Annotated in this window: 23 protein-coding genes; 9 read left to right on the forward strand and 14 right to left on the reverse strand. The window is 73.4% G+C overall.

The genetic code is table 11. The annotated features are described in order from the left end of the window. Window positions 1–2: 2 nt before the first annotated feature. The gene (locus ACYVNR_RS03370) at window positions 3–284 is read right to left on the reverse strand and encodes a hypothetical protein (RefSeq protein WP_045191210.1); all 282 of its coding nucleotides are present in this window, start codon (window positions 282–284) and stop codon (window positions 3–5) included. 15 nt (window positions 285–299) lie between these two features. Here ACYVNR_RS03370 and ACYVNR_RS03375 point away from each other — a divergent pair, with 15 nt between their 5' ends. The 3 genes from ACYVNR_RS03375 to ACYVNR_RS03385 all read left to right on the forward strand — a co-directional run bounded on the left by ACYVNR_RS03375 (window position 300) and on the right by ACYVNR_RS03385 (window position 2,316). Then, complete coding sequence (locus ACYVNR_RS03375) at window positions 300–758, forward strand: hypothetical protein (RefSeq protein WP_461046563.1); 459 nt, start codon at window positions 300–302, stop codon at window positions 756–758. A gap of 74 nt (window positions 759–832) precedes the next feature. After that, on the forward strand, window positions 833–1,843 hold the full coding sequence (locus tag ACYVNR_RS03380) for an LLM class flavin-dependent oxidoreductase (RefSeq protein ID WP_461046565.1): 1,011 nt from the start codon (window positions 833–835) through the stop codon (window positions 1,841–1,843). A gap of 53 nt (window positions 1,844–1,896) precedes the next feature. After that, window positions 1,897–2,316 (forward strand): OsmC family protein, encoded by a 420-nt coding sequence (locus tag ACYVNR_RS03385; RefSeq protein ID WP_045191214.1) that lies wholly within the window; start codon window positions 1,897–1,899, stop codon window positions 2,314–2,316. Window positions 2,317–2,329: 13 nt separating this feature from the next. Here the strand turns inward: ACYVNR_RS03385 and ACYVNR_RS03390 are convergent, their stop codons facing one another. Together ACYVNR_RS03390 and ACYVNR_RS03395 are read right to left on the reverse strand one after the other, a co-directional pair. Next, window positions 2,330–3,256, reverse strand: a complete 927-nt coding sequence (locus tag ACYVNR_RS03390; RefSeq protein WP_461046567.1) for a helix-turn-helix domain-containing protein — start codon at window positions 3,254–3,256, stop codon at window positions 2,330–2,332. Between the two features lie 54 nt (window positions 3,257–3,310). Continuing rightward, complete coding sequence (locus ACYVNR_RS03395) at window positions 3,311–4,390, reverse strand: L,D-transpeptidase family protein (RefSeq protein ID WP_461046569.1); 1,080 nt, start codon at window positions 4,388–4,390, stop codon at window positions 3,311–3,313. A gap of 25 nt (window positions 4,391–4,415) precedes the next feature. Here ACYVNR_RS03395 and ACYVNR_RS03400 point away from each other — a divergent pair, with 25 nt between their 5' ends. Further along, window positions 4,416–4,706 (forward strand): hypothetical protein, encoded by a 291-nt coding sequence (locus ACYVNR_RS03400; RefSeq protein ID WP_461046571.1) that lies wholly within the window; start codon window positions 4,416–4,418, stop codon window positions 4,704–4,706. Between the two features lie 148 nt (window positions 4,707–4,854). Here the strand turns inward: ACYVNR_RS03400 and ACYVNR_RS03405 are convergent, their stop codons facing one another. The 3 genes from ACYVNR_RS03405 to ACYVNR_RS03415 are packed head-to-tail and all read right to left on the reverse strand — an operon-like array spanning window position 4,855 to window position 7,470. Beyond that, window positions 4,855–5,685: a thioesterase family protein gene (locus ACYVNR_RS03405; RefSeq protein WP_461046573.1), complete on the reverse strand. Its 831-nt coding sequence runs from the start codon at window positions 5,683–5,685 to the stop codon at window positions 4,855–4,857. Window positions 5,686–5,694: 9 nt separating this feature from the next. Next, window positions 5,695–6,447 carry a TetR/AcrR family transcriptional regulator gene (locus tag ACYVNR_RS03410; RefSeq protein WP_458802730.1) on the reverse strand — a complete coding sequence of 251 codons (753 nt, stop codon included), beginning with the start codon at window positions 6,445–6,447 and terminating at the stop codon, window positions 5,695–5,697. Window positions 6,448–6,489: 42 nt separating this feature from the next. After that, a complete protein-coding gene (locus tag ACYVNR_RS03415) occupies window positions 6,490–7,470 on the reverse strand; it encodes an L-lactate dehydrogenase (RefSeq protein WP_458802727.1) in 981 nt (326 codons plus the stop codon). 95 nt (window positions 7,471–7,565) lie between these two features. Between ACYVNR_RS03415 and ACYVNR_RS03420 the strand changes: the two genes are divergently transcribed. Further along, window positions 7,566–8,351 carry an SIR2 family NAD-dependent protein deacylase gene (locus ACYVNR_RS03420; RefSeq protein ID WP_458802725.1) on the forward strand — a complete coding sequence of 262 codons (786 nt, stop codon included), beginning with the start codon at window positions 7,566–7,568 and terminating at the stop codon, window positions 8,349–8,351. On the opposite strand, the gene ACYVNR_RS03425 is transcribed toward ACYVNR_RS03420, so the two are convergent. Continuing rightward, on the reverse strand, window positions 8,348–9,703 hold the full coding sequence (locus ACYVNR_RS03425; protein ID WP_461046576.1) for an aspartate aminotransferase family protein: 1,356 nt from the start codon (window positions 9,701–9,703) through the stop codon (window positions 8,348–8,350). The genes ACYVNR_RS03420 and ACYVNR_RS03425 overlap by 4 nt on opposite strands. Window positions 9,704–9,853: 150 nt before the next feature. Here ACYVNR_RS03425 and ACYVNR_RS03430 point away from each other — a divergent pair, with 150 nt between their 5' ends. Further along, window positions 9,854–11,263, forward strand: coding sequence for an NAD(P)/FAD-dependent oxidoreductase (locus ACYVNR_RS03430; RefSeq protein WP_461046577.1), 1,410 nt, complete (start codon window positions 9,854–9,856; stop codon window positions 11,261–11,263). 25 nt (window positions 11,264–11,288) lie between these two features. On the opposite strand, the gene ACYVNR_RS03435 is transcribed toward ACYVNR_RS03430, so the two are convergent. The 4 genes from ACYVNR_RS03435 to ACYVNR_RS03450 all read right to left on the reverse strand — a co-directional run bounded on the left by ACYVNR_RS03435 (window position 11,289) and on the right by ACYVNR_RS03450 (window position 14,486). Then, window positions 11,289–12,101: a 2-phosphosulfolactate phosphatase gene (locus ACYVNR_RS03435; RefSeq protein ID WP_461046579.1), complete on the reverse strand. Its 813-nt coding sequence runs from the start codon at window positions 12,099–12,101 to the stop codon at window positions 11,289–11,291. Window positions 12,102–12,121: 20 nt separating this feature from the next. Continuing rightward, entirely contained in the window at window positions 12,122–12,811 is a 690-nt protein-coding gene (locus tag ACYVNR_RS03440) for a CAP domain-containing protein (protein WP_052677316.1), read from the reverse strand. A gap of 83 nt (window positions 12,812–12,894) precedes the next feature. Continuing rightward, complete coding sequence (locus ACYVNR_RS03445) at window positions 12,895–13,614, reverse strand: DsbA family oxidoreductase (protein ID WP_458802718.1); 720 nt, start codon at window positions 13,612–13,614, stop codon at window positions 12,895–12,897. Between the two features lie 11 nt (window positions 13,615–13,625). Beyond that, a complete protein-coding gene (locus ACYVNR_RS03450) occupies window positions 13,626–14,486 on the reverse strand; it encodes an alpha/beta fold hydrolase (RefSeq protein WP_461046582.1) in 861 nt (286 codons plus the stop codon). 87 nt (window positions 14,487–14,573) lie between these two features. On the opposite strand from ACYVNR_RS03450, the gene ACYVNR_RS03455 reads away from it, so the two are divergent. Further along, window positions 14,574–16,277 (forward strand): alpha/beta hydrolase, encoded by a 1,704-nt coding sequence (locus ACYVNR_RS03455; protein WP_461046583.1) that lies wholly within the window; start codon window positions 14,574–14,576, stop codon window positions 16,275–16,277. Continuing rightward, a complete protein-coding gene (locus ACYVNR_RS03460; protein WP_461046585.1) occupies window positions 16,274–16,897 on the forward strand; it encodes a hypothetical protein in 624 nt (207 codons plus the stop codon). The genes ACYVNR_RS03455 and ACYVNR_RS03460 overlap by 4 nt, the downstream gene beginning before the upstream one ends. Here the strand turns inward: ACYVNR_RS03460 and ACYVNR_RS03465 are convergent. From ACYVNR_RS03465 to ACYVNR_RS03475, 3 genes are read right to left on the reverse strand one after another with little or no spacing between them, the layout of a single operon-like run. Then, window positions 16,842–17,729 carry a DUF3626 domain-containing protein gene (locus tag ACYVNR_RS03465; protein ID WP_461046587.1) on the reverse strand — a complete coding sequence of 296 codons (888 nt, stop codon included), beginning with the start codon at window positions 17,727–17,729 and terminating at the stop codon, window positions 16,842–16,844. The genes ACYVNR_RS03460 and ACYVNR_RS03465 overlap by 56 nt on opposite strands. Window positions 17,730–17,753: 24 nt before the next feature. After that, window positions 17,754–18,062: a TFIIB-type zinc ribbon-containing protein gene (locus tag ACYVNR_RS03470; RefSeq protein WP_458802713.1), complete on the reverse strand. Its 309-nt coding sequence runs from the start codon at window positions 18,060–18,062 to the stop codon at window positions 17,754–17,756. A gap of 10 nt (window positions 18,063–18,072) precedes the next feature. After that, a complete protein-coding gene (locus ACYVNR_RS03475) occupies window positions 18,073–18,963 on the reverse strand; it encodes a phosphotransferase family protein (RefSeq protein WP_461046589.1) in 891 nt (296 codons plus the stop codon). A gap of 61 nt (window positions 18,964–19,024) precedes the next feature. Between ACYVNR_RS03475 and ACYVNR_RS03480 the strand changes: the two genes are divergently transcribed. Then, a complete protein-coding gene (locus ACYVNR_RS03480) occupies window positions 19,025–19,771 on the forward strand; it encodes a dienelactone hydrolase family protein (RefSeq protein ID WP_045191226.1) in 747 nt (248 codons plus the stop codon). Window positions 19,772–19,805: the final 34 nt, after the last annotated feature.

A 19,805-nucleotide genomic window follows, 5' to 3' on the forward strand; every position in this document is an offset into this window, starting at 1 on the left:
GCTCAGCGGGACGTGGCCCACCACTTGAACAGCAGGCCCAGCACGACGGCCCACCCGACGGTGAACGCGACGGCGAGGGCGGCTGCCAGGACCGCCGGCCGGCGACCGTGCGGCTCGCGGCGCGCGAGGCTGAGCCCGGCCAGCGCCAGCCCGAGCAGCTGCGGGAGGAACACGAACCCGAACACCGCCCCCGACAGCGAGACGAGCACCGCGCCTCGGGCCAGCGGTGCCTGCGAGGCGAGCTGCGCCGAGCCGGTGTCGTGGGGACGATCGGTGTCGCTCACGCGTTCAGCCTAACGATGGATACCCGGACCAGAGCCTTCGCGCCGCCCCCGTATGCCGTCGCCTCGCGTCGCGCGCTCCGGGCTCGCGTCGCCGGTGTCGCGGGGGCCCTGCTCGTCACCGGCGCCCTGGCGGCCTGCGGCGGGTCCGACCCCACGATCGACGACGTCCCCTCCGACGTCGCCAGCGCGCGGCCCTCGATCTCGGCCGAGGAGGCGCAGTTCGTCCTCGCTGCCGAGAAGCTCGGCGTCTCGGTGACCGGCGCCAGCGTCGCCGACGACATCGAGACCGGCACCACGACGTGCTGGGCGTTGCGCAACGGTGGCGTCCAGCTGCGCGAGATCGCCGTCGACGACGCCTCGAAGCCGCTCGCCAACACCGGTGACGCGCTCCGCACGAAGCAGCTCATGGCAGCGGGCGTCCAGGCGTTCTGCCCTGACTACGACGACCAGGTCGCCCAGCTGAAGCTGCCGTGACGGTCGGGCGGGCGACCGCCGGGGTCGACCCACCGGTCGGGAACACGTCGCCCACCGCCTCGGTTGGCACCCACGTGAGTCCTGCCAGAGCCCAGCTCAACATCCTCGACCTCGTGCCCGTCGTCAACGGCGGCACCGCGACCGACGCGATCGCCTCGACCGTCGACATCGCCAGGCACGCCGAGAAGTGGGGCTACCAGCGCTACTGGATGGCCGAGCACCACAACATGCGCGGTGTGGCGTCGAGCTCGACCGCCGTGCTCATCGGGCACGTCGCCGACCACACCGAGACGATCCGGGTCGGCGCCGGCGGCATCATGCTGCCCAACCACGCGCCGTACGTCGTCGCCGAGCAGTTCGGCACCCTCGCGACGATCCACCCGGGACGCATCGACCTCGGGCTCGGTCGTGCCCCCGGCACCGACCCCTTCACGACGCGTGCCCTGCGCCGCAACGAGGCCGCGGCGATGAACTTCGCCGGCGAGGTCGAGGAGCTCATCGGCTATCTCGGCGACCCGGACCCGGACGCCAAGGTGCGCGCCATTCCCGGTGAGGGCACGCGCGTGCCGGTCTGGATCCTCGGGTCGAGCCACGGCGGCGCGCAGGTGGCCGCCGCCCTCGGCCTGCCCTACTCGTTCGCTTCGCACTTCGCCCCGGCCGCGCTGATGAGCGCCCTCGAGGTCTACCGTTCGCGGTTCACGCCCTCGACGGAACCGGGCGGGCTCGACGCCCCGCGCACCATGGCCGGAGTCAACGTCATGGTCGCCGACACGTCCGAGGAGGCCGAGCGGCTCTTCACGAGCGTGCTCCAGCGTTTCCACGGCATCGTCACCGGCCGGCGCACGGCGCTGCCCGAACCCAGCGGCGACATCGCGGGGCTCATGGCGTCGTGGTCGCCCGCCGAGCGCCAGGCCGTCTCGGACATGACACGGGTCTCGGTCATCGGCACGGCCGACCAGGTGCGCGAGGGGCTCACCGGCTTCGTCGAGGCGACGGGCGTGGACGAGCTGATCGTCACGTGCGGCGCCCACGACCACGAGGCCAGGCTGCGCTCCTACGAGCTGCTCGCCGACGCGTGGCTCTGACACCGTCCGACACCGTCCGACCCTGCCCGCCCCTCTCTGGAAGGCTGCACCCCATGAGCTCCGACGACCTGCGCCAGATCACCCTGACCCGCGACAGCCAGGGCCGCTACACCGCCCGCAACCGGCGCGGCGGCTCGATCACGACGAGCTCGGGCACCGACGAGCTGTCGCCGGTCGAGCTGCTCCTCGCCGGCATCGCGGCGTGCACGGCGGTCGACGTCGACACCGTGACGTCGCGGCGTGCCGAGCCCGACAGCTTCGAGGTGGTCGTGACGGCCGACAAGGTCAAGGACGAGCACGGCAACCACCTGCAGGACATCAACGTCAGCTTCCGGGTGCGTTTCCCCGAGGGCGACGGCGGCGACGCGGCCCGCGAGATGCTGCCCAAGCTCGTCAAGCGCTCGCACGACGAGTGGTGCACGGTCAGCCGCACCGTCGAGCTCGGCACGAAGGTGACCGCTACCGTCGACTGACAGGTCGCGGCGCTCAGGTCGCCCGCACCTCGGCGTCGATCCACTCGATGGGGTCGCCCCAGCCGAGCCGGCCGACGCCGTGCTTGTCGAGCGCGAGCACGGCGAGCGTGCGCCGGTGCGCGGCGAACGTCAGCACGTGCGCGACCATCGCGCCGTAGCTGCAGACGTACGGCGGGTCGCTCGCTGCGTCGACGAACACGTCGTCGAGCTGGCCCTTCTCGACGGCGTCGCGCACGTGGGCGACGAACACCGGCGCGGCCTCGGCGAGGCGGCGCCGTGCCGAGGTGAGCGACTCGTCGACCTCGACCGAGAAGTCGTACTCGCGGCTCGCCATCGTCGCGTTCCACATCGCCAGCTGTCCGACGAGCCGGCTGATGACGCGCCGCAGCGTCGATGGGTCGGGGTCGTCCTCCACCGACAGCACGATCGGCTCGTCGAGCTGCGCGTCGGTCAGGTGGGCGGCGCCGTCGATGATCTCGCCGACGAGCCAGACGTGGTGCTCGACCATCTGCTGGACGAGGTCCATGGCGGTGACCCTTCGCCGGGCCGGGAGGCGTATGCCGGCCGGCGGGTGGAAGTGGATGCCGTTGGCCGCCTCGACGTGGATCGGCCCGGGCTGCTCGCGCCACGCGCTCGGCGCCCGGCCGTACGCGCGACCGAAGGCCCGCGTGAACGCCTCGTGCGAGCCGTAGCCGGCCTCGACCGCGACGTCGAGAACCGGCCGCCGGCTCGCCGCGAGCCGGAAGGCGGCGCGCTCGAGGAGCACACGGCGGCGCAGCGCCCCGGGCGCCTCGCCCGCCGCCGCGCTGACGACGCGGTCGAGGTGGAAGCGCGACAGGTGCAGCCGCGCCGCGACCTCCTCGCCCGTCAGGCCGGGCTCGTCGAGGGTGTCGACGAGCACGTCCAGCCAGGCGGCGAAGGTGTCGGTGGCGGCACTCACGTCACGATCGTCCCCGACGTGGGGCTCGTTCGGCTTGACCGAGCTTGCTCACCGTCAGTGGTGCACGACGACCTTGTCGCCGACGCGCACCTTGAAGAAGAGCGACTTGATCTGGACCATGTCGGCGATGTTGACGCAGCCGTGGCTGGCGGTGGCGTAGCCGAGCCGGGCGAAGTTCGACGAGTAGTGCACGGCCTGGCCGCCGGAGAAGAACATCGAGTAGGGCATCGGCGTGAAGTAGAGGTTCGAGATGACGTACTCGTACTTGCGCGACACCCGGAAGGTGCCCTCGCGGGTCTCGAGGCCGGGACGGCCGAAGCGGGCCCACATGACCATGAGCGGCTTGCCGTCGACGACCCACGTCAGCGTGCGGGTGGCCTTGTCGACGCACATGACCCGACCGGTGCGGCAGCGGCTGTCGAGCGAGGCGGCCGTCGGCATCACCGGTCGCAGCCCGGCGTTGTAGCGGTGCTGGTCGAACGTGCCGGGCCGGTAGGTCAGGGCGACCAGGCGTGACCAGGTGCGAGTGTCCACGGCGCCAGTCTGGGGAAGTGCCTGGCCGCGCTGAAAGTGCAGCACCCTCTGCGCCAGAACAGCGCTCCACGTTCCGGTGACTCGAGTGCGCCAGACTCCTACGGCACGAAGTCGCAGCTGGAGCTCCTTTACCGTGGCCACGGAGGAGCCACTTCGAATCGTGACGGGCGACGTGGTCAGGTAGACGAGTCGGGCCCACGTGCGTTGGTCTACAACCCCGGACTGTGGCAGATTCTGGTCGCGCTGGAAAGCGAGGACCTTGGTTCCCAGTGAGGCGGGATAGACGCCCGTGACGGCGAAGGGCCAGTACGTGGCCCGGACGACCCGCAGCCGGACCTGGACGTCTCTGATCAGCCACGCGTTGCTGCCGGCCGTGACTGCGTTGGAACTTCGCGTCAACAGCAGGAGACGGCTCCAGGTCGCCTGGTCGACCACAGCGGTTACCTCGAGGCCTTGGTCCCGTTGGAACGCCATAACGCCTTGGACGAGTGACGAACTGTAGTTCCCGTCGACCGACCGGGGCCAATATGTGGCGCGAACCAGTCGAAGGCGGACCTGAAGGTCCTTGATCTTCCAACTCCCGCTGGAGGTAGAGATCACAGGCGCCGGGCCAGGCGTCGGGGTCGTGGTCGCGGTGGCGGTCGCCGTCGTGGTCTCGGGCGCTGCCGGATCCGCCGTCGTGGCAGTCGCCGACGGCGTGCTCGTGGTCGTCGTGCTCGTGGTCGTCGTGCCCGTGGTCGCTGTGCTGGTGCTCGTGCTCGTGGTCTCGGTCGGTGTCGGCGTGCCCGTGGCGTCGTCGGCGCGCGCGGTGGGTGCAGCCACCGTGAGGGCGACGACCGCGAGGGCGGCTGCGACGGCGTTCGTGGTGCGCTTGCTGTCCATGCGGATCGTCCTCATGGTGTCCCCTGGTCTCTGACCGCGCTGCGGCGTGTGTGTCGGCGCGATCGCGCCCTTCATTGTGGCAGGCACATGCCCGTTTGGCGCGCTGTGCCTTCACCTTCCAGACGCGCCCGGACGGCAGAAGGTTGTCGCGTGCCCGGGCCGACCTCGGAGGCGCCGTGGCGTCAGGTTGCGGGAAGTCGGCGCACGGTGAGGATCTGCTCGGCGCGGCCCACCGGTCCCTGCTCGTCGTGCAGCGTGGTCGAGGTGAGTCCGAGGCCGGTCGGCCCCATCGTCACGCGGGTGTCGAAGCCGACCCAGCCGCGTACGGGCTCGCGGAAGAGGTGGACGGCGAGGTCGACGTTCGGGAACATCCACTCGCGCGGCGAGACACGCACCGCGATGCCGTTGGCGGTGTCGGCGAGTCGCACGAGATCGGCTGTGGGAGAGCAGGTCTCGCCGTCGACCAGCGGGTTCAGGGCCCGGATCCAGGCGATCGTGCGACCCGGTCGGCGGTCGGGGGCCACCCGGAACTCGAGGCCCTCGATGTAGCCGCCGTCCCACGTGTCGCTGCCCGACCAGGGGTCGAGCTCGTCGGGACTCGGGATCGTCTCGAGCTCGACACCTGCGACGGGCTCGGAGTCGTGGGCCGCGAGCCGCCAGGCGTGGGCGCGCACGACGGCTCGGTCGTCGACGAGCATCGTCGCCTCGACGAGCTCGATGGTGCGGCCGGGCCGGGAGGTGCGCACCTCGACGCGGCTGGGTCGGGAGGGGATCATCCCGAGGATGTCGAACGAGATGCGGGCGAGCTGCATGCCCTCACGGGGCTCGTGCAGGTCGATCTCGTGGGCGAGGATGCCGCTGACCGGGGCCATGTGCTGCTCGTCGTCGCGCCAGGCGCCCTGGACGTGGACGGTCGGGGCGTAGAGACCCGGGCCGAGCCGCCGGTAGAAGGCCGCGGTGTCGCGGTCGAGCTCGTGCAGGACGGGGCGGTCGCCGGTGGTGTGGCTGGTCACCCGGCCAGCCTAGGCACCGCCGTCGTCGACGTCGCCGCCCCCGTCGGACAGCCCGAGCCCGAGGTCGACCATGCGCACGAGACGGGGCGCGAGCTCGTCGACGGCCCCGCGCGGGAGGTCGCGCAGGGGGCCCTCGAGGGCGAGCATCGCCATGCCGTGGACGGCCGACCAGGCCAGCAGCTCGGCGCCCGGGCGGTGGTCCGGCGACATGACGCTCGCCTCGACCATGGCGTCGAGGGCCGTCGAGAGCAGCTGGAACGGCGTGAGACCGTCGGCCCCGGCAGCGTCGGTCGAGGCCGCCCGGGAGAGGTCGACCGGCACTGCGAACGCGGTGCGGAAGAGGCCGGGCTCGTCCATCGCGAACCGCAGGTAGCCCACGCCGACCGCCCGGAAGCGTGCCCGCGCCCGCGGGCCCTGCTCGAGGTCGGACGGCACGGCGTCCATGGCCGCGCTGATGACGTCGGCGGCCCGGGCCTGGGCGCGCGAGACGACCTCGCCGAGCAGCGCGTCGCGGTCGGCGAAGTGGCGGTAGGCGGCGTTGGCCGAGACGCCGACGCGCCGGGTCGCCTCGCGCAGCACCACCTTGTCGGGTCCGCCCTCGCGGGCCAGGTCGGTGCCGGCCTCGAGCAGGGCGCGACGCAGGTCGCCGTGGTGGTAGGTGGTGCGGGTCTGGGTGTCGTCCCGGGGGCCCGCCGCCTCGATCGTCGCCTTGGTTGCCCCGGCGGATGTCCCGTCGGGGTCGGGGGCGGCGGTGGGGCTCACAGCCCCATCATGCTCCGGGTGGTCGTTCGCCCGCCGGAGCCGTCAGAAGCCGAAACGCCGCGCCGTCGCCCGCACCGCGTCGGCCGAGGCCCGCAGGCCGGTCAGCTCCTCGTCGGTCATCGGCACCTCGATGCGCTCGCCGACCCCACCGGCGTGCACGATCGCCGGCACCGACAGGCACACGTCGCTGATGTCGTAGTAGTCCTCGAGCAGCGACGACACGGGCAGGATGCGGCGCTCGTCGTTGAGCACGGCCTCGATGATGCGGGCGGCGGCGAGGCCGATCGCGTAGTTCGTGGCGCCCTTGCCCTCGATGACGCGGTAGGCGGACTCGACGACGTCGGTGGCGATGCGGCTGCGGGTCCCGGCGTCGAGCGCTGCGGTGCCGTCGGCGGCGCGCCACTTGAGCAGCGGCACCGACCCGATGGACGCCGACGACCAGAGCGGCAGCTCCGAGTCGCCGTGCTCGCCGACGACGTACGCGTGGATGCTCTGGGCCGCGACCTGGGTGTGCTCGGCGAGCAGGAAGCGCAGTCGGGACGAGTCGAGCACCGTGCCCGACCCGAAGAGCCGCTCGGGAGAGAGACCCGAGACCCGCAGGGCGGCATACGTGACGACGTCGACCGGGTTGGTCACCATGACGTGCACGGCGTCCGGGGCGACCTCGACGAGCCGCGGCAGGATGGAGCGGACGATGCCGATCGTCGACTCGGCGAGGTCGAGCCGTGACTGTCCCGGCTTCTGCTTGGCGCCGGCGGTGAACACGATGACGTCGGAGTCGGCGAGGACCTCGATGTCGTCGGAGCCGTCGACGTGGGCCATCGGCACGAACTGGATGCCGTGGCTGAGGTCGAGCGCCTCGGCGTGCACCTTGGCGGCGTTGACGTCGAAGAGGGCGACCGTCTGGGCCGCGCCGCGCATCAGGGTCGCGTAGGCGAGGGTGGCCCCCACCGCTCCCGCCCCGACGATGCCGACCTTCGTACGCCGTCGCTGCCGTGCCGTCTCGGGTGTCGTGCCGCTCATCGGGGCTCCTGCGTTCGGAGGGACGTTGGCGGCAACGCTACCGACGTGACGCGTTCGCGGGGCCTGCCCCGCCGCAGACGTGCGAGCCTGTCCGCATGCTGGTTCCGGAGGCGCTCCTCGAGGCGGCCGTCGCCGCGCGACGCGTCGTCGTCGTCACCGGCGCGGGCATGTCGGCCGAGAGCGGGGTGCCGACCTTCCGCGACGCCCAGACGGGCCTGTGGGAGCGGTATGCCGCCGAGGACCTCGCGACGCCCGAGGCCTGGGAGCGCGACCCGGCCTTCGTGTGGGCCTGGTACCTCTCGCGCTTCGGCGCCGTCGCGCGCGTGGAGCCCAACGCCGGCCATCGCGCGGTCGCTGCCTGGGCCGGGCTGACGCAGGTGCGCGTCGTGACCCAGAACGTCGACGACCTGCACGAGCGCGCCGGCAGCCGCGACGTCGTGCACCTGCACGGGTCGCTGACGAGCTTCCGGTGCGGACGGTGCGAGACGGCATACGCGGGGGTGGTGGACGTGCCCGAGCAGCCGGTCGAGCGCGTCGACCCGCCCACGTGCGCGCACTGCGGCGGCCTGGTGCGGCCGGGCGTCGTCTGGTTCGGCGAGCTGCTGCCGCTCGAGGCGTGGGAGCAGTCCGTCGCCCTCGTGGAGGAGGCCGACCTCGTGCTCGTCGTGGGCACCTCGGGGATCGTGCACCCGGCCGCCGGGCTGCCCGTCCTCGCCCGCGGCGCGGGCGCCTTCGTCGTCGAGCTCAACCCGTTCGAGACCGACGTGTCCGACGTCGCCCACGTGGTGTGGCGCGAGACGGCCGCAGGCGCCCTCCCGGCCCTGGTGGCCGCGCTGCGGGGCCGCGGCGAGCGGCCCTGGGACCAGCCGGGAGGCCCCTAGGCGAAGAGCTCCTCGAGGCACGCGTGGAACATCTCGGTGTGGGCGTCGACGTCGGCAGCCGTGGTGGCGGGGCTCATCAGCGCCATGTTGTGGAAGGGCGTGAGCAGGATGCCGCGGTTGAGCGCGTAGAGGTGGAGGTACTGCTGGAGGTCGAAGTCGTCGGCGTCGTGCGCCTCGGTGCCGTTGCGCGAGGGTGTCTTCGAGAAGTTGTACTCGGCGCGTGCCCCGAGCCGGGTCACGTGCCAGTCCGCGCCGACGGCGTCGATGCCGGCCTGCACGCCGTCGGCCCAGGCGTCGGCGAGCGGCACCATGTGGGCGAAGGCCTCCGGCGTCATGACCTGCTCGAGCGTCGCCTTCATCGCCGCCATCGAGAGGCCGTTGCCGGCGAGCGTGCCTCCGATGCCGCCCACGTCGATCTCCTCGAGCTCGACGGAGGTCGCGATGCGGACGGCGATCTCCTGACTGAAACCGAAGGTGCCGCAGGGGATGCCGCCCCCGATCGACTTGCCGATGACGAGCAGGTCGGGCTCGAGGCCGTGCACGCCGGTGTAGCCGCCGGGCCCGGCGCAGATGGTGTGGGTCTCGTCGTTGACGAGCAGGGCGCCGTAGCGCGTCGCGAGCTCGCGCACGCCCTCGTTGTAGCCGGGGTCGGGCAGCACGATGCCGATGTTGGTGAGGGCAGGCTCGACGAGGACGGCGGCGACGTCACCGTGGGCGAGGGCCTGCTCGAGCGCGTCGAGGTCGTTGAACTCGACGACGCGGGTCGTCTCCGAGGTGGGCACGGGCGCCCCGATGTTGCCGGGCCGGTTCGTGGTCGCGCCGTCCGGGCCGAGCGTCGCGAAGGCCTCGTCGACCGACCCGTGGTAGCACCAGTTGTGCACGACGACCTTGCTGCGGCCCGTGAGGTGGCGGGCGTAGCGGATCGCGTGCCGGTTGGCGTCGGTGGCCGTCAGCGTGAACTGCCAGAACGGCAGCCCGAAGCGCTGCGCCAGGCCGGTGGAGACCGCGATGGCGTCCTCGGTGGGGAGCATGGTGGTGATGCCACGCCCGAGCTGGCGCGTCACCGCGTCCACGGTCGGCCCCGGCGAGTGCCCCATCATCGCGCCGGTGTCGCCGAGGCAGAGGTCGACGTGGTCGATGCCGTCGACGCACGTGAAGTGGGCACCGGCCGCCTCGGCGACGAAGACCGGGAAGTCGCCCGGCCACTTGACCATCCAGCTCATCGGCACGCCGCCCGGCATGTGGGCGAGGGCCTGCTCGGCGAGGGCGCGAGACCGCGGGCGGGCCTCGACGAACGCCTGGCGCTCCCGCGCGTGCAGCTCGGCCAGGCGGGTGCGGTCCACGGTGCTCATGTGCGCATCCTGCCCGCGACGGCGCTCCGACGGAAGGGCCGGCAGCCTTGGCGGCCACTGCGGAATCCGTAGGTCTTGGAAGGGGATTCAAGTCAAAATCCACAGGATCGAAGACCTTGCGGAGGTGTCCCGAGATGGCATGATCCCGCCATGCCTCCCGCCGTGCCGCCGCGCTCCAGGACCACGAGCGGCTACCGGGGACTCAGCCTCTGGCACGACACGATCGACGACATCGAGCCCCGCCCCTCGCTCGCCTCTGACACCGAGGTCGACGTCGCGATCGTGGGCGCCGGCTACACCGGGCTCTGGACGGCATACCACCTCGTCTCGGCCGACCCGACGATCCGCGTCGCCGTGCTCGAGAAGGAGGTCGCCGGTTTCGGGGCCTCGGGCCGCAACGGCGGCTGGTGCTCCGCCCTCTTCCCCGCCTCGCTCAAGCGGATGGCGGCCGAGCGCGGCCGAGACGCGGCGGTGCGGATGCAGCACCGGCTCCACGAGACCGTCGCCGAGATCGGGCGGGTGACCGCGGCCGAGGGCATCGACTGCCACTTCGACCAGGGCGGCTACCTGTCCGTGGCCCGCAACCCGGCCCAGCTCGAACGCCTCCGCGAGGAGGCCGCCGACCACCGGGCCTGGGGCTTCGGCGAGGACGACCACCGGCTCCTCGACGCGCACGAGGTCACCGAGGTCGCGGCGGTGACCGACGCGCTGGGCGGCGCGTTCACGCCGCACTGCGCCGCGATCCACCCTGCCCGGCTCGTGCGTGGGCTCGCCGACGCCGTCGAGCGTCGTGGCGTCGTCGTCCACGAGCGCACGAACGCGGTCGACGTGCGCAGCCACCGGGTCGTCACCCCCCACGGCACGGTGCGCGCGGAGCACGTCGTGCTCGCCACCGAGGGCTACACCCCGACGGTCGCCGGACGTCGCCGCGCCATCGCCCCGATCTACTCCCTCATGACGGCGACCGAGCCGCTGCCCGACCACGTGTGGGAGCAGATCGGTCTCGAGAACCGCACCACCTTCGCCGACAACCGGCACCTGACGATCTACGGGCAGCGCACCCGCGACGGCCGCATCGCCTTCGGCGGGCGGGGCGCCCCGTACCACTACGCCTCCAAGGTGTCGCCGCTCTACGACCGCGACGAGCGCGTGCACGCGAGCCTGCGGCGGATCCTCGTCGAGCTCTTCCCGGTGCTCGACGGCGTCACCTTCACCCACTCGTGGGGCGGCAACCTGGGCGTCCCCCGCGACTGGTTCCCATCGGTGCGCCACGACCGGCACACCGGTCTCGCCTTCGCGGGCGGCTACGTCGGCGACGGCGTCGCCACGTCGGCGCTCGCGGGCCTCACCCTCGCGGCGATGATCCGCGGCGACGACCCCGAGGGCCTCGCGACGCTTCCGTGGGCGGGGCGAACGTCGCGCGACTGGGAGCCCGAGCCGCTGCGTTGGATCGGCGTCAACGCCGTGACCGCGCTCATGACGTCGGCGGACTGGTCCGAGCGTCGCACCGGCCGGCCGTCCCGCGCGGCCTCGGCCTTCTGGACGGCGATCGGGCAGTAGGCCGCCGCCGGGCTGTCGAGGAGCGTCAGCGGCCGTATGCCGTGAACGCGCCCCCGGCGAGGAGCGGCACCCTCTCGGAGGAGTCGAGCTCTCCGGCGACGGCGACGTCGTCGGGCCAGCCCTGCTCGACGAGCTCGCGCCCGCTGGCGCAGGCCGCGAGGGACTCGTCCAGGCGGTCCTCGACCGCGAGCCACGAGGTGCCCGCGGCCTCGGCCTCCGGGCTGAGCAGGAGCGGCCCTGCGCGGTGCTCGAGCCGCGCGGCGAGGGCGGCGACGACCGAGCCCGCGCCCCAGAGGTCCTCGACGGCGGGCCGCAGCGAGTCGTCGGGCCACCGCTCCCCGGCGGGCACCACGACCACGGCGGGCCTCGCGCCCGACCCGACCGTCGAGTCGAGCCAGTCGACGAGCCACGCCGCGACCGCAGAGCGGTTGCGCAGCGACGCGGCCACGACCTGCGCGCCCGCCCCGGCCAGGCGGGCGGCGATCGTCGAGCCGTTGGGAGAGGGGAGCACGAGGTCCTGCAGGGGGCCGGCCGCCCGGATCGACGACGGCGACAAGCTCACCCCGCCCCCGTCCCGTGACCGGCTGCGCGGCACCGCGAGGGTCGCGCCGCGCTCTGCGGCGAACGCCTCGGCCGAGTCGTCCTTCCACGGGTACGGGTGCACGGCGGTGCCGGCGTCCACCGCGACCGACACGCAGGTCGTGAAGCTCAGCACGTCGACGACGACGGCGCACACGGGCGAACCGGCGGCGACGGCATACGTGGTCAGCCTGTCGGCGGCCGTGGGACCCCAGTCGAGGCGGACGACGTGCCGGTCCTGTGAGTGCCACGGCTGCATGCCCCCAACCTAGGGGAGGCTCACGCCCCGAACGCCTGGGTCCAGTACGTGCCGTAGCGGCCGCCCGTCGCGTAGCCGACGCCGATGGTGCGGTAGGTGCAGTCGAGGATGTTCGCGCGGTGGCCCGCGCTGCCCATCCAGTCCTTCATGACGGCGGCGGCGCTCGCCTGGCCCGCCGCGATGTTCTCGGCGACCGCGCCGCCTGCCCAGCCCGCCGCCCGGATGCGCTGCCCGAAGGTGCGCCCGTCGGGGCTCGTGTGCGAGAAGTAGCCCCGGGCGGCCATGTCCTCGCTGTGGTCCTGGGCGGCCCGGGTGAGCGCTGCGTGGGACGTGACCGGCGCGCACCCGGCCCGGGCGCGCTCGGCGTTGACGATGGTCACGACGGCACGGGCCACGTCGTCGCGCGGGGTGGGAGGCGAGGACGTGGCCGGCCACGTGGACGCGTCGGGGGTGGGCGTCGCGGGTGTGGACGCGGCCGTCGGCGTGGGGGTGGCGGACGCCGGGTCGGGCTCCTCCGTCTCGCCGATGGTGCTGGTGGCCGACGGCGTGGCCTGTCCGGTGCGGCCGGTCGGCCCGGCGTGACCCAGCCGCAGGTCGCCCGCCGAGCGCAGCACCGCCACGCCGCCCAGCACGAGCAGTGCCGAGGCGACGAGCGTCAGCACGACCGCGCGCCGCGAACCACGGTCCGCGGGGTCGTTGTGCCTGCCCATGAGCGCCTTTCGTCGACCGGCGACCGGTACCTTACGCGTCCGGGGGCGTCACGGGAGGCTTGGGGCAGGACGGGGTGTCGGGGTCAGGCGCCGCAGACGCCGCCGCAGCCCCCGGCGCCGCAGCCGCCGCCGCAGCCGCCGCCGGCGGCCACCGGCTCGGGCACCTCGTGCCGGGTCGACCAGGCGGTCTCGAGCGCCTGGGTGAAGACCTCCACCGGCTGCGCGCCCGAGACGCCGTACTTGCGGTCGAGCACGAAGAACGGCACCGACTCGATGCCGAGCATCTTCGCGGTGGCCTCGTCGCTGCGCACGTGGTTGCCGTAGTCGTCGGAGTCGAGCATCTCGCGCACGACCTCGGCCTCGAGCCCGATGTCGGTGGCGAGACCGACGAGGGTCTCGCGGTCGCCGACGGCGAGGCCCTCGGTGAAGTAGGCCCGCATGAGCCGCTCGTGGGCGGCGTCGGCAAGGCCCCGGTCGGCCGCCAGGTGCACGACCCGGTGGGCGTCGAAGGTGTTGCCGTAGCGGGCCCCTTGCCAGTTGAACTCGAGCCCCAGCTCGGTGGCGGCAGCCGCCATCGACTCGTGCTGCGCGACGGCCTGCTCGCGGCTCGTGCCGTACTTGGCGGCGACGAGGTCGACGAGCGGCACGTCCGACACCGCCTCGGCCCCGCGGTCCAGCTCGAAGCTGTGCCACTGGATCTCCAGCTCGTCGGCGTGCTCGAACTGCGCGACGGCGGCCTCGAGGCGCCGCTTGCCGAGGTAGCAGAACGGGCACACGATGTCGGACCAGATGTCGATCTTCACGGACGTGAAACCTACCGGCGCGCGTCGGTGTTCCCCGCATCGCGCGTGATGCGGCCCACGATGGCCGATGCCACCCGGTCGTCGTGGGTCTCGGGCAGCCAGTGCCCGGCGTCGAGCTCGACGAACTCGTAGTCGCCCGTCACGTGCTCGCGGGTCAGCTCGGCGGCGGTGCGCCCCAGGAACGGGTCGCGGCTGCCCCAGACGTAGGTCGTCGGCACCTCCACGCGGTGCGCCCGCACGTGCGAGCGGCGGGCGGCGCGGTACCAGTTGATCGGCCCGGCGAGCGCGTCGGGACGGGCCAGCCGGGCGGCATACCTCGTGCGGTCCTCGGCGGGCAGCCCGGTGCGCGTCAGCACGGAGTGGAAGCTCGCGGCGAGGGCCCGCTCCGGCGCCCACGGCACCTGGAACGCGGCCATGTACCAGGACATGCGCTTCTGCTCGAGGCCGCGGCGCCAGGCGCGGCCCATCGCGGCCGGGTGGGGCGTCGACAGGACGGTGAGGGAGGCGATGCGGTGCGGGTGGTTCGCCGCGACCAGCCACGCGAGTGCGCCGCCCCAGTCGTGCCCGACGAGGTGCACCCGCTCGCGCCCCGACGCGTCGACGAGGGCCAGCACGTCGGCCACGAGCTCGTCGAGGCGGTACGCGTCGAGCCCGCTCGGGCTGGCCCCGGGCGAGTAGCCCCGCTGGTCGGGGGCGAGGGTGCGCAGGCCCACCTCGTGCAGGCGTCGGGCGACGCGGTCCCAGCTCGACCGGTCCGTCGGGAAGCCGTGCAGCAGCACCACGACCTCGCCCCCGAGCGGACCCGTGTCGGTGACGTCGAAGGTGAGGCCGTCGCGGCTGAACGTCGTGGTCCGCTCGTAGGGGTGGCGCATGTCCCCATCCTGCCCGGCACGGCCGGGGTGTTCCCGTAGGGGGCAAACCGGAGGCGCGCGGCACACGCCCCCACCTACTGTTGAGGCATGTCCCTGGGGTCCGGTCCGCGCGCACCGGCGCGCGCCGGGCGCCCGTGGTGGCACCTGTCGCGCACCGGTCTGTTCTTCGGTGCGGCGTACTTCCTCACGTCCATGTCGCCGAGCCTGCTGCCGCGCACGTGGTACTACCAGGGCCTCATCAGCGGTCTCTGCGCCGTCGCCGGCTACGCCCTCGGGGTCTGCGTGGCATGGGTGGTGCGCACCGTCGCGCGGCTCATCGACCTGCGCGTCATGGTCAGTGGCGAGGCCCGGCACTGGCTGCTCGTCGCGGCCCCGGTCTTCGGCGGGGTGGCCGTGCTCGGCCTCACCGTCGCCAACGTGCGCGCACAGGCCCGCACCGCGGCCGTCGTGCGGCTGGCCCCGCTCGACCCCCTCGACTGGGCTCTCGCCCTCGCGCTCGCCACCGTCATCTCCGTGGTGTTCCTCGCCATCGCGCGGGGCCTGCGCAGCGCGACGCACCACCTGGCCGAGGCGGCGGGCCAGGTGCTGCCCCGGGCGCTGGCCAGCGTCATCGCCGTCCTCGTCGTCGCGCTCACCACGGCCTGGGTGACCGACAGCGTGCTGTTCCACCGGGGCATGCAGGCGTTCGCCGGCGTCGCCGCCCAGGTGAACTCGAGCTCGCCGAGCGGCCGGTCGGCGCCGACCTCGCCGCTGCTGTCGGGCAGCGTCGGCTCGTTCGAGCGCTACGACACGCTCGGCTACCAGGGCCAGATGTTCGTCACGAGCGCGCCGACGGCGTCGGAGATCTCGCGGGCGACCGGGCGCGGCGCCATCGACCCGATCCGCGTCTACGCAGGCCGCACGAGCGACCGCACCGTGGCCGACGTGGCCGACGCGGTCGTGGCCGAGCTGAAGCGCACCAACGCCTTCCAGCGCCGGGTGCTGGCCGTGTTCACGACGACGGGCACGGGCTGGGTCGACGACTGGTCGGCGCAGTCGGTCGAGTACCTCGCCGACGGCGACAGCGCCATCGCCGCGATGCAGTACTCCTACCTGCCGAGCGCGATGTCGATCATGACCGACCGCGACACCCCCCGCGAGGCGGGCAAGGCGCTCTTCGACAAGGTGTATGCCGTGTGGCGGGCGCTGCCCGAGGACGAGCGCCCGCAGCTCGTCGTCGGCGGTGAGTCGCTGGGCGCCTACGGGGGCCAGGCCGCGTTCGCCGACGCCGACGACATGATGGCCCGGGCGCAGGGCGGGGTCTGGGTGGGCACCCCGAGCTTCACCGCCATCGCCGAGTCGCTCACGGCGCGACGCAACGAGGGCTCGCCCGAGATCGTGCCGGTCGTCGACGACGGCCGCCACATCCGGTTCGCCGCGAGCGGCGACCAGCTGACCCACGACTACTACGGCCGCGACTACGGCACGTGGGACTTCCCCCGCTTCGTCTACGCGCAGCACCCGTCCGACCCCGTCGTCTGGTGGAACCCGGCCCTGCTCGGCGCCGAGCCCGACTGGCTGCGCGAGCCGCGGGGGCGCGACGTCAACCCCGACGTCACGTGGATCCCCTTCGTCACGTTCTGGCAGCTGACCACCGACATGGCCGTCGGGCACGACCCACCCGACGGCTACGGCCACCGCTACGGCGCCGAGCTCGTGCCGGCGTGGGGGTCGGTGCTCGGCGGCTCGCCGACCGACGACTACTCGAAGATCGTCGAGGGCGTCGACGAGACGGTGAACCGGGTCGAGTGAGCGTCCACCGTTTCCACGGCCGCATCGCCGGCATCGGCTCGACCTCCGGCGTGCGCGTCGTCGTCGGGTCGTGGGACCGCACGCCCCTCGGTTCCTTCGGCGACGCGATGGTCGAGCGGGCCGACGGCCACCGTCTGCTGCTCGCGCCGACGGCCGACGTCGCCGCGTTCATCGAGTCGACGTACGCGTTCGACGAGGTGCGCCTGGAGCCTGTCGAGGTGACGCGGGTCGCAGGGCAGTGGCAGGTGTGCTCCCCGTCGCTGACGCTCGACCTGACGGTCGGCGGGCGTATGCCGTTGGGCCGGCTGCTGCGTGCCGTGCCGTTCCGCGTCGCCGCGAGTCCCGCGTGGGCCACGGTGGTCGACCCGGTGGCACGCGTCGCCCTGCGCGGCGTGCGCACGCGCGGCACGGCCCTCGAGGGACGGCGGGAGTTCTACGGCGCGACCGACCTGCACCGGGTGGTGGGGATGGCGGGCAGTCTCGAGGGCTCGCCGCTGGGGGCGCTGGCGCCGGTCGACCCGCCGTGCCGTTTCGGGTTCTCGTCGACGCCGCGCACACCCTCGGTCACGACGGTCGTGACGACCGTCCGAACCTCGCGACGAGGTGCCAGACCCGCTTGAGGTGCTGCGGGTCGTGCCGGCCGGTGCGCACCGCGTCGCCGACGATGCGGGGCGTCAGCACCCCGTCGACCGCGACGGCCTCGCCCAGCTCGACGAACTCGGGCCCGCGGTAGTCGGGGTGCGCGCGCAGCTCCTCGACGGGCAGCACCCACCCGTCGTGCCACTCGACGGGGACGCCGAGACGGTCCCACGCCTGCGCGTCGTCCTCGACCTCGGTGCCCCGGAACGACGGGTCGAGCACGAGAGCCTCGACGTCGGACGCGAGGTCGACGACCCCGTGCACATGGGCCTCCACGTAGTCGTCGAGCGGGTCGGGCTCGCTCTCGCCCGGGAAGAGTGCCGGGCGGTCGTCGGCGAGCTCGCTCAACGCGTACGCAGCCGCCACCCCGAAGTGCTCGGGACGGAACACGCTGTCGGGGAAGCAGAAGGTCGTGATCGCGAGGGTGTGCGGCGCGAGGCGCACGTGCGCGGAGCCGAATCGCGGCGCCGCGCCGACGGGGGAGCGGTGCCGGTCGAGCGCCCCGTACTTCGGTCGCAGCGAGCCGTCCGCGTCGTCGTAGGCGCCGCCGAAGATGCGGCTCTCCCACGTCCAGCGGTCACCGCCCGGGTGGGCGGTGAGCCCGCCGTTGCTCGTGCCGGTCTCGAACTGGGAGCGGTAGACGCCGTCGCGCGCCATCGCCGCGAGCACGGACGAGTCCTCGACGAGCCGGTCCGGGTGGAAGTTGAGGGTGACCCGCAGGTCGGGGCTCAGCGCCGGCCCGGTCGCGAGCCTCGTGACGTGGGCGATCGCCCTCGTGACAGGCTCGGCGACGGCAGCGGGCTGGTCGGGCACGGCGCCATCCTCACACCCTCCGCGTCAGCTGGAGAAGAAGAGTCCCGCCATGCCCTTCTTGCGGTAGTGCTTGCCGCCCCGGTTGCCCCAGGCCGGGCCGCCGTACTGCTGGGGCGGCGGCTGCGCCGCGAACCGGCTCTCGAGCTGGCTGAGGTGCTCGAACTCGCCGAAGTCGAGGAAGAGGCCCCGGCACTGGTCGCACTGCTCGACGTGCACGCCGTTGCGGTCGTAGGTGCGCATGGTGCCCCGGCACTTGGGGCAGACGAAGCCCTGCGGTTGGTAGGCGGCGCCGGTCTGGTCCTGGTGGGGGAAGGGCGGCGGTTGCTGGCTCATGGGGCCATCCTCACATCCGGGCGCACGCTTCCAACAGGGAGTGGGCTGGGTCGTCGCTGTGAGCCGGCTGGACGGTCGCCGTGCGTACGGCCGCGACGAACACGGCGCAGCGAGCCGGCAGGTCGAGGACGCGCCACGGGTCGCCGGCCCTCGCGACCGCGGGTCCACCGGCGTCGCGGTACGCGTCGAGGAACGTCTCCCACGACGCGTCGTCGAGCGCCCCGGCGGCCCAGAAGCCGGCAGGTCGGGCGAGATCCCACGCCGGGTCGCCCAGACCGAGGTCGTCGACGTCGAGCAGGCGCAGTCGGTCCGTGCCCACCGCGAGCTGGCCGAGGTGCCAGTCGCCGTGCACGACGTGCGGCGGGGCCGGCGACGAGCCGGTCAGCTCGCCCACGAGCCGCCTGCCGAGGCCGGCGAGCATCGAGCGAGCAGGGTGGTCCAGCCGACGCGCCCGGTCGAGGGCGCGGCTCACACGGGCCGGGCCGCCCTGTGGCGGGAGAGCGCTGAGCACCGGGGGCTCGACGGGCGTCCGGTGCAGGCGGGCGAGCAGCCGCCCCGCGTCGGCCCACGGGTGCTCCGGCGCGTCCTCGGTGAGCACCTCGACCCGCGGCCACAGCGTGACGAGCCGGCCGTCGGGAGTGGTGCGGGGAATGGCCTCGACGGGCTGCACCCACCACGGGGCCGGCCCGGGCTCGGCGACCGCACGGAGGCGCTGGACGAGCTCGACGGCGCGGGTCCGGCGATGGTGCACCTTGGCGACCGCCTCGGCGGCAAAGGCGATCTCGGCGCCGGAGGGCGTCGTGCGTCGCTCGACCGCACCGAGCCACGCCGCGAGCCACCTGTCGAGGGCCGCGTCGAGGGCGGCGTCGGGCTCCGCACCGGGGTGCGCATCATCGGTCACGTCCCGATTCTCGCTGCCGCCGGCCGGGCCAGCTTCGCGGAGCAGGGAGTAGGACTGTCCCATGGGCACGATGACCGACTTCCCCGAGCACGACCTCACCGCCTACCGCGCCGACCCGCCGGGCCAGGCCCGCGGGGCCGTCGTCGTCATCCAGGAGATCTGGGGCCTGACCGACCACGTCAGGGACGTCACCGACCGTTTCGCGGCGCAGGGCTACGTCGCGGTGGCGCCCGACCTGCTGCGCCACGTCGGACTCACGCCCGACGTCGGCTCCCGCCTCTTCGACCTCGTGTCGCGAGGCACCGAGGAGCAGCGGCTCGCGGCCCAGCCCGACCTGCGGGCGGCGACGACACCGGCGCGCCAGCCGGAGTTCGCGGCGTGGGCCGTCCCGGCCCTGACGGCGGTCGTCGACTCGCTGGTGGAGGAGCCGGGCGTCGAGGGTCGGGTCGCCGTGGTGGGCTTCTGCTTCGGGGGCACGTACGCGTTCGCCCTCGCGGCCGCGGACGCCCGGCTGCGGGCGGCGGTCCCCTTCTACGGCACGTTCCCCGACCACGCCGACCCCGCGACGATCGCCTGCCCCGTCCTCGCCTTCTACGGCGAGGAGGACCACGGGATCACCGACGGCGTTCCCGAGCTCGAGGGTCGCATGGCGGACGCCGGCGTGGACTTCACGGCACGCGTCTACCACGGGGTCGGTCACGCCTTCTTCAACGACGACTCGCCGTCGAGGTACAACGCGGAGGTGGCCGCCGACGCGTGGCAGCGCACGCTCGCCTTCCTCGAGGCGCACCTGGGCGGCGCGCGCTGAGCCACAGAGTTCTCACAGCGCTTTCGTCCCCGAG

Source organism: Terrabacter koreensis (assembly GCF_054783315.1).